General features: G+C 72.8%; 8 protein-coding genes and 1 pseudogene. 6 read left to right on the top strand and 3 right to left on the bottom strand.

Annotated elements, in window-relative coordinates; translation table 11 throughout:
* Together ACLU3S_RS34195 and ACLU3S_RS34190 are read right to left on the bottom strand one after the other, a co-directional pair.
* A pseudogene (locus ACLU3S_RS34195) lies at positions 1-344 on the bottom strand (DNA helicase RecD); the annotation flags it as partial.
* Positions 341-1,324 (bottom strand): aldo/keto reductase, encoded by a 984-nt coding sequence (locus ACLU3S_RS34190; RefSeq protein WP_413955874.1) that lies wholly within the window; start codon positions 1,322-1,324, stop codon positions 341-343. The pseudogene ACLU3S_RS34195 and the gene ACLU3S_RS34190, both read right to left, overlap by 4 nt.
* A 173-nt stretch (positions 1,325-1,497) precedes the next feature.
* Here ACLU3S_RS34190 and ACLU3S_RS34185 point away from each other — a divergent pair, with 173 nt between their 5' ends.
* Positions 1,498-2,553, top strand: coding sequence for an LLM class F420-dependent oxidoreductase (locus ACLU3S_RS34185; RefSeq protein ID WP_413955873.1), 1,056 nt, complete (start codon positions 1,498-1,500; stop codon positions 2,551-2,553).
* Positions 2,554-2,724: 171 nt separating this feature from the next.
* Positions 2,725-3,513 carry a ferritin-like domain-containing protein gene (locus tag ACLU3S_RS34180; RefSeq protein ID WP_413955872.1) on the top strand — a complete coding sequence of 263 codons (789 nt, stop codon included), beginning with the start codon at positions 2,725-2,727 and terminating at the stop codon, positions 3,511-3,513.
* Between the two features lie 9 nt (positions 3,514-3,522).
* Here the strand turns inward: ACLU3S_RS34180 and corA are convergent, their stop codons facing one another.
* Positions 3,523-4,518 carry a magnesium/cobalt transporter CorA gene (gene corA, locus ACLU3S_RS34175; RefSeq protein WP_413955871.1) on the bottom strand — a complete coding sequence of 332 codons (996 nt, stop codon included), beginning with the start codon at positions 4,516-4,518 and terminating at the stop codon, positions 3,523-3,525.
* Between the two features lie 62 nt (positions 4,519-4,580).
* Between corA and ACLU3S_RS34170 the strand changes: the two genes are divergently transcribed.
* From ACLU3S_RS34170 to mshC, 4 genes are all read left to right on the top strand, one after another.
* A complete protein-coding gene (locus tag ACLU3S_RS34170; RefSeq protein WP_413955870.1) occupies positions 4,581-5,267 on the top strand; it encodes a histidine phosphatase family protein in 687 nt (228 codons plus the stop codon).
* A gap of 90 nt (positions 5,268-5,357) precedes the next feature.
* Entirely contained in the window at positions 5,358-5,948 is a 591-nt protein-coding gene (locus ACLU3S_RS34165) for a DUF3090 domain-containing protein (RefSeq protein WP_413955869.1), read from the top strand.
* Positions 5,912-6,739 (top strand): SCO1664 family protein, encoded by an 828-nt coding sequence (locus tag ACLU3S_RS34160; RefSeq protein ID WP_413955868.1) that lies wholly within the window; start codon positions 5,912-5,914, stop codon positions 6,737-6,739. Before ACLU3S_RS34165 ends, ACLU3S_RS34160 begins: the two co-directional genes overlap by 37 nt.
* Positions 6,740-6,832: 93 nt before the next feature.
* Positions 6,833-8,062, top strand: coding sequence for a cysteine--1-D-myo-inosityl 2-amino-2-deoxy-alpha-D-glucopyranoside ligase (mshC, locus tag ACLU3S_RS34155; protein WP_413955875.1), 1,230 nt, complete (start codon positions 6,833-6,835; stop codon positions 8,060-8,062).
* Positions 8,063-8,221 lie beyond the last annotated feature (159 nt).

Below are 8,221 nucleotides of genomic sequence, written 5' to 3'. Positions count from 1 at the left end.
GTGAACGCCGCGCCCACCGGCTTCTCGCCGCTCTCCACCGCGCGGACCGCGGCGAGCAGGTCGGCCGCCGTGCCGCTGAGCTTGGCACCGCTCTCGATCGGGCCCTGCTTGCGGGCCTTGCGCCGCTCGATCCGCTCCCGTTCGAGGCGCTGCGCGGCCAGCTCCGCCTCGGCCTCGGACAGCCCGGGCCCGTCGGCGGCGTCGTCCGCCGTCTTCTCCGCGCCGCCGGTCCCGCCGGCCCCGGCGGCGCCGGGCTCCTCGGGGGCCGCGTCCCGGCCCTCGGCCGGCGGGGTGTCCGGCGTCCCCGGCCCGGCTTCCTCCGTGGTCTCCGGCTCCGTGCTCACAGCGTGCTCCAGTCGTGATCGGGATAGCGGTGCACCGGCGCCGACACGTCGTCCAGCGCCCGGCAGATCTCGTCAGGAAGACTAAGGGCCTCCACTGACAATGCCGCCGTGAGCTGCTGGGCGGTGCGGGCGCCGACGATCGGCGCGGCCACCCCGGGCCGGTCCCGGACCCAGGCGAGGGCCACCTGCAGCGGCGTGACCGCGAGCCCGTCGGCGGCCGTGGTCACCGCGTCCACGATGTGGCTCGCCGTGTCGTCCAGGTACGGCTCGACGAACGGCGCCAGATGCTCGGAGGCACCCCGCGAGTCCGCGGGAGTGCCGTGCCGGTACTTGCCGGTCAGCACGCCCCGGCCGAGCGGCGAGGAGGGCAGCAGGCCGACGCCCAGGTCCCGCGCGGCGGGGAGCACCTCGCGCTCCACGCCCCGCTGGAGCAGCGAGTACTCCATCTGCGTGCTGGCCAGCCGGGTCCGGGTGCCCGGCGCCGCGAGCTGCCAGGTGGCCGCCTTGGCGAGCTGCCAGCCGCTGAAGTTGGACACGCCCGCGTACCGCGCGCGGCCGCTGTTCACCGCTGTGTCGAGGGCCTGGAGGGTCTCCTCCAGCGGGGTCTCGGGGTCGTAGGCGTGGATCTGCCACAGGTCGACGTGGTCCGTGCCCAGGCGGGCCAGGGAGGCGTCGAGCGCGGCGAGCAGATGGCCGCGGGAGCAGTCGAACCGGCGGTCGGGGTCGGGCACGCTGCCGGCCTTGGTGGAGATGACCAGGTCCCGGCGCGGGACGAGCCCGTCCATGAGCCGTCCGAGCAGGTACTCCGCCTCTCCGTCGCCGTACACGTCCGCGGTGTCGACGAGCGTCCCGCCGGCCTCCCAGAACGCCTTCAGCATGTCCGCGGCGTCGTGCTCGTCGGTGTCCCGGCCCCAGGTGAGGGTGCCGAGTCCGATCCGGGACACGCGCAGGCCGGTACGGCCGAGATGCCTCTGCTCCATGCCCGCGAGATTACTGGCCAGAAGCCGTGCGGTGGGTTGCCTGTGGACAACTCGTACCGCCTGATGGGAAGCGTGATCCGCCCCGCATACCGGGGCCGCGCCCTGCCCCCGGCCCGCACCTGCGCGCTAAGGTCTGCGCCACAGGTGTTACTGACGGGTAAGGGGAATCGCTCATGCAGCTCGGTATCAACCTCGGCTACTGGGGTGCCGGAATGGACGGGGACAACCTGGCCGTGGCGCAGGAGGCCGACCGGCTGGGCTACGCCGTGTGCTGGGCCGCCGAGGCGTACGGCTCCGACGCGGCCACGGTGCTCAGCTGGGTCGCCGCGCAGACCGAGCGCATCGACGTCGGCTCGGCCATCTTCCAGATCCCGGCCCGGCAGCCCGCGATGACGGCGATGACGGCGGCCACCCTGGACTCCCTCTCCGGCGGCCGGTTCCGCCTGGGCCTCGGCGTCTCCGGACCGCAGGTCTCCGAGGGCTGGTACGGCGTCACGTTCGACAAGCCGCTCGCCCGCACCCGCGAGTACGTGGAGATCGTGCGCAAGGCCATGACGCGCGAGCGGCTGACGTACGAGGGGCAGCACTGGACGCTGCCGCTGCCCGGCGGCCCGGGCAAGCCGATCAAGCTGACCGTGCACCCGGTGCGCGAGCGCATCCCGCTGTACATCGCCGCGATCGGGCCGAAGAACCTGGAGCAGACCGGTGAGATCGCCGACGGCGCGCTGCTGATCTTCCCCTCCGCCGACCACCTGGAGGACACCACCCTGAAGCACCTGCGCGCGGGACGCGAGAAGGCGGGCCTGACCCTCGAGGGGTTCGACGTCTGCCCGACCCTGCCGCTCGCCGTCGGCGACGACAAGGCCGTGGCCACGCTCGCGGACACCTTCCGTCCCTACACCGCGCTGTACGTCGGCGGCATGGGCAGCGCCAAGCAGAACTTCTACAACCAGCTCGCGCAGCGCATGGGATACGAGAAGGAGGCCGCCGAGATCCAGCAGAAGTACCTGTCCGGGGACAAGCAGGGCGCGGCCGCCGCGATTCCGCACGACCTCATCGACAAGACCACGCTGCTGGGCTCCGTCGACCGCATCGCCGACCGGATGAAGGCCTACGCCGCCGCCGGCGTCACCACCCTGAGCCTCGCCCCCGCCGGCTTCACTCTGGAGGAGCGGCTCGCCTCGCTGCGGGCCGGCAGCGAGGCCCTGGAGCGCGCCGGGCTCGGCTGAGCCGGAGACCTTCAGCGGCCGTGGTGGGGGCTCGGGGGTCTTCCCCGCCACGGCCGTCGCAGAGAACAACGCGCCGCGCACCGCGCGGTTACGACCCTCGCGTTCCTTCGTCCGGCCGAGAGCGGGCGGACAGCTGTTGCGGCGCCTTTCTGTCCATATTTGACTCGTTTCATGCTGTCGGCCAAACGTCTGTTCCGGGAAATCCTCGACCACGACGAGTCCTTCCGGCTCTTCTGCTCCATCGCCGCGAGCGGGGAGTCCCAGGGCGGCTGGGAGAACCGGCGCATCGCCGTGCTGGTCCCGCCCGGCGAGCGCGCACTGGCCCCCAAGATCGCCCGGCACGGCGCCGACGAGGACAAGCACGGGCGCATCTTCACCGCCCTGATGACCAAGCGCGGGCTCACCCCCGTCGCCGTGCCGCCCGAGACCGACTACACGATGCTCCTCGAGCGCCGCGGCATCGGCCTCGCCCACGACCGGCTCCGGCGCGATGAGCCCCTGACCGAGCGGGACATCGTCGTCTACCTCGCCCACAGCCGCGTCACCGAACAGCGCGCCGCCGAGCAGATGCGGCTGCTCCTGCGGCACTTCGCCGACCACCCCGAGATCGGCAGGGCGGTACGGATGATCGCGCACGACGAGGACAACCACCTCGCCTACACCCACGAGGAACTGCTGCGCCTCGCCGCCGCCGGGCACGGCCCGCTGATCCGGCGCACCCTGCGCGCGTGCGCCCGCGCCGAGATCCGCGTCCACCGGGACGTCAGCCTCGCGGTCATGGCCCGCATGGGGCGCATCCTCGGCTGGTCACGGTCCAGGTCGGCGCTGATCGCGGCCGGCATCCACGCCGTCCACACCTGGGAACGCCTCGGCGGCCGGCGCCGCATGGTCACGCTGCGCATGCCCGAGCGCCGCAACGCCCTCGGCGGCCCGGCCACCCCCGCCCCCGAGCTCGCCTAGCGGCCCCGCTCACAGCCAGCCGCGCCGCTTGAACAGGCGGTAGAGCAGCACCTCGAACAAGGCCATCAGCAGGATCACCGCCGGGTACGACCACAGCCAGTGCAGCTCGGGCATGTGGTCGAAGTTCATCCCGTAGATCCCCGCGATCATCGTGGGGACCGCGGCCATCGCCGCCCACGCGGAGATCTTCCGCATGTCGTCGTTCTGCCGCACGCTCATCTGCGCCAGATGGGCCGACAGGACGTCCGACACCAGCCGGTCCAGCCCCTCCACCGACTCGTTGACCCGCGTGAGGTGGTCGCCCACGTCCCGGAAGAAGGGCCGCGCCTTGTCGTCGACGAACGGCACCGCGCCGCCCAGCGAACCCGTCCCGGCCAGCCGGGCCAGCGGCAGCGCCAGCGGACCGGTGGCCCGGCGGAACGCGAGGATCTGCCGCTTGAAGGTGTAGATCCGGGACGCGGTGCCCCGCGACCCGCCGCTCTCCGGCAGGAACACCTCCGCCTCCAGCCCCTCCAGGTCCGTCTGCAGCTCCGTCGCCACCTCCAGATAGTGGTCGACGATGGCGTCGGCGATCGCGTACAGCACCGAGGTGGGGCCCTTGTCGAGCATCTCCGGCTCCTCCTCCAGCCGGCGCCGGACGGCCCCGAGCGGCGAACCCTCGCCGTGCCGGACGGACACCGCGAAGCCGTCGCCGACGAAGACCATGACCTCGCCCGCCGAGACCGTGTCGCTCTCCGGCTCGTACACCACCGGTTTCAGCACCAGGAACAGCGAGTCGTCGTACACCTCCAGCTTCGGCCGCTGATGCGCCTTGAGGGCGTCCTCGACGGCCAGCGGGTGCAGCGCGAACGCCCGGGTGACCAGGTCGAACTCCTTCTCCGACGGCTCGTACAGCCCGATCCACACGAACCCGCCCGCCGCCCGCGCCTCGGCCAGCGCGTCGGACAGGTCCTCCGGACCCTCGGTCCGGATTCCATGCCGGTAGATGGCACAGTCGACGATCACGGAGCGCACTCTCCCTTCGGCCGGTCCGCAGCGCATTCTCCGATGCGCCTACCCTGGTCCGCATGCCCACGCTGATCCTCGTAAGGCACGGACGCTCCACCGCCAACACCTCCGGGGTGCTCGCCGGCTGGACCCCCGGCGTCGCCCTGGACGAACGGGGCGCCGCCCAGGCCTCCGCACTGCCCGGCAGGCTCGCCGGACTGCCGATCTCCGAGGTCGTCACCAGCCCCCTGCAGCGCTGCCAGGAGACCGTACGGCCGCTGCTCGACGCCCGCCCGGAGCTGAGCGTCCACACCGACGAGCGGATCGGCGAGTGCCACTACGGCGACTGGTCCGGCCGCAAGCTCGCCGAGCTCAAGGACGAGCCGCTGATGGAGGTCGTACAGGCGCACCCGTCTGCCGCCGCCTTCCCCGGCGGGGAGTCCATGCGGGCCATGCAGACCCGCGCCGCCGAGGCGGTCCGCGAGTGGAACGCGCGCGTGGAGCGCGACCACGGCGCCGACGCCGTCTACCTCATGTGCTCGCACGGCGACATCATCAAGTCCCTCGTGGCCGACGCCCTCGGTCTCCATCTCGACCTCTTCCAGCGGATCTCCGTGGAGCCGTGTTCCATCACCGCGATCCGCTACACCCGCCTCAGGCCGTTCCTCGTCCGCCTCGGCGACACCGGTGACTTCGCCTCGCTCGCCCCCCACGAGGAGCCGGGGGACGGCGACGCACCGGTCGGGGGCGGTGCGGGCGCACCGTGATCGTCCGCCGCAGTAGGGTGAAGCGATCCACCGCGCCGCCTATCCGCATGCCCCGCACCGCCGAAACTTTCGACTCAATGGAGACAGGACGTGTCCCGTCAGGTGTTCCTCTACGACCCGCCGGACCGCTTCGTGGCCGGCACGGTCGGACTGCCCGGACGCCGTACGTTCTTCCTCCAGGCCACCGCAGGCTCCCGGGTGACCAGCGTGGTCCTGGAGAAGACCCAGGTCGCCGCACTCGCCGAGCGCATGGACGAACTGCTCGACGAGGTCGTACGCCGTAGCGGCGGCAGCGCCCCCGTGCCGGCCGTGGCCCCCAACGAGATCGCCGACACCGGCCCGCTGGACACCCCCATCGAGGAGGAGTTCCGGGTCGGCACCATGGCGCTGGCCTGGGACGCCGAGGAGCAGCGCATGATCGTCGAGGCGCAGGCCCTGGTGGAGCTGGACGCCGACACCGAGGAGGACCTCGCCGAGGCCGAGGAGCGGCTGCTCCAGGACGAGGAGAACGGGCCCCCGATGCTGCGGGTCCGGCTGACCGGCGCGCAGGCCCGGGCCTTCGCCAAGCGCGCCCTCGACGTCGTCAACGCCGGGCGGCCGCCGTGCCCGCTGTGCAGCCTCCCGCTCGATCCGGAAGGACACGTATGTCCGCGCCAGAACGGATACCGCCGCGGGGCGTGACCGCCCCCGACGCGTCCGCCGCCGAGCTGCTCGCGCACGGTGAACTGACCGTGCGCGGCCGGATCCGCGAGGCCTCCAACGCCGCCCTGTTCTGCACGGTCGCCCACGACGGCCGGGAGGCGTCCTGCATCTACAAGCCGGTGGCCGGGGAGCGCCCGCTGTGGGACTTTCCCGACGGCACCCTGGCCGCCCGCGAGGTGGCCGCCTACGAGGTCTCCCAGGCCACCGGCTGGGGGCTCGTCCCGCCGACCGTGCTGCGCGACGGTCCCTACGGCGAGGGCATGTGCCAGCTCTGGATCGACGTCACCGCGGAGGCGGAGCTGCTCGCCCTGGTCGACGCCGAGGAGCCCGAGCCGGGCTGGAAGGCGATCGGGCTCGCCGAGGTCGGCGAGGGGCGCACCGCGCTGCTCGTGCACGCCGACGACGACCGGCTGCGCCGGCTCGCCGTCCTCGACGCGGTGATCAACAACGCCGACCGCAAGGGCGGCCACCTGCTGCCCACCGCCGACGGCCGCCTCTACGGCATCGACCACGGCGTCACCTTCAACGTCGACGACAAGCTGCGCACCCTGCTGTGGGGCTGGGCCGGCGAGCCGCTCACCGCCGAGACGGTCGAGGTGCTCACGGGGCTGCGCTCCGGCCTGGACGCGGAGCTGGGCGAGCGGCTGACCGGGCTGATCACGGACGCGGAGATCGACGCCACACGCGCGCGTGTCGACGCGCTGCTCGGCTCGGGCGTGCACCCCGTGCCGAGCGGCGAGTGGCCGTCGATCCCCTGGCCGCCGGTGTGAGCACACCGGCCGCGAACGCGCAAGACCGCCCGGCCGGCCATCCGGCGAGATCCCGTTCGTATACGCGGCACGCGGACGGTTAGGCTCATGTACATGCATGCCTGGCCCGCTTCCGAGGTCCCCGCCCTGCCTGGTCAGGGCCGCGACCTGAGGATCCACGACACCGCGACCGGCGGCCTCGTCACCCTCGACCCCGGTCCCGTCGCCCGTATCTACGTCTGCGGCATCACGCCGTACGACGCGACCCACATGGGTCACGCGGCGACCTACAACGCGTTCGACCTCGTGCAGCGCGTGTGGCTCGACACCAAGCGGCAGGTCCACTACGTCCAGAACGTCACCGACGTCGACGATCCGCTGCTGGAGCGGGCCGAGCGGGACGGCGTCGACTGGGTCGCCCTCGCCGAGAAGGAGACCGCCCTCTTCCGCGAGGACATGACCGCCCTCAGAATGCTCCCCCCGCAGCACTACATAGGCGCCGTCGAGGCGATACCCGGCATCGTCCCGCTCGTGGAGCGGCTGCGCGACCTCGGCGCGGCCTACGAGCTGGAGGGCGACGTCTACTTCTCCGTCGAGTCCGACCCGAACTTCGGCAAGGTCTCGCACCTCGACGCGGCGGCCATGCGGCTGCTGTCCGCGGAGCGCGGCGGCGACCCGGACCGTCCGGGCAAGAAGAACCCGCTGGACCCGACACTGTGGATGGGCGCCCGCGAGGGCGAGCCCAGCTGGGACGGCGGCTCCCTCGGCCGGGGACGCCCCGGCTGGCACATCGAGTGCGTGGCCATCGCGCTGGACCACCTCGGCATGGGCTTCGACGTCCAGGGCGGCGGCTCCGACCTGGCCTTCCCGCACCACGAGATGGGCGCCTCGCACGCCCAGGTGCTCACCGGGGAGTTCCCCATGGCCAAGGCGTATGTGCACGCCGGCATGGTCGCCCTGGACGGCGAGAAGATGTCGAAGTCCAAGGGCAACCTGGTCTTCGTCTCGCAGTTGCGCCGCGACGGCGTCGACCCGGCAGCCATCCGGCTCGCCCTGCTCGCCCACCACTACCGCGCCGACTGGGAGTGGACCGACCGGGTCCTGGCGGACGCCGTCGCCCGCCTCGGCCGCTGGCGCTCGGCCGTCTCCCGGCCCGACGGCCCGTCCGCCGACGCGCTCGTGGAGGAGATCCGCGAGGCCCTGTCCAACGACCTCGACGCCCCCGCGGCCCTGGCGGCGGTGGATCGCTGGGCGGCTCGGCAGGAGGAGCAGGGCGGCACGGACACGGGCGCACCGGGCGTGGTGACGCGGGCGGTGGACGCGCTCCTGGGCGTGGCCTTGTAAACACCGCGGGGGGCAGCGCGCCTCAGGGGCGCGGGGAACCGCGCGACGAGCCACGAGGGCGCGGCAGCCGCCCGGCCACCTGAGGCGGCACTCCGTACCGGGTCGGAACCACGGCACCCCCTACCGGGTCGGAACCACGAAGAAGGGGCGCTTCCCCAC

The sequence above is a fragment of the Streptomyces sp. AF1A genome (assembly GCF_047340315.1).
Classification (GTDB): Bacteria; Actinomycetota; Actinomycetes; order Streptomycetales; family Streptomycetaceae; genus Streptomyces.
This window is presented reverse-complemented; position numbering and strand designations above follow the sequence as displayed.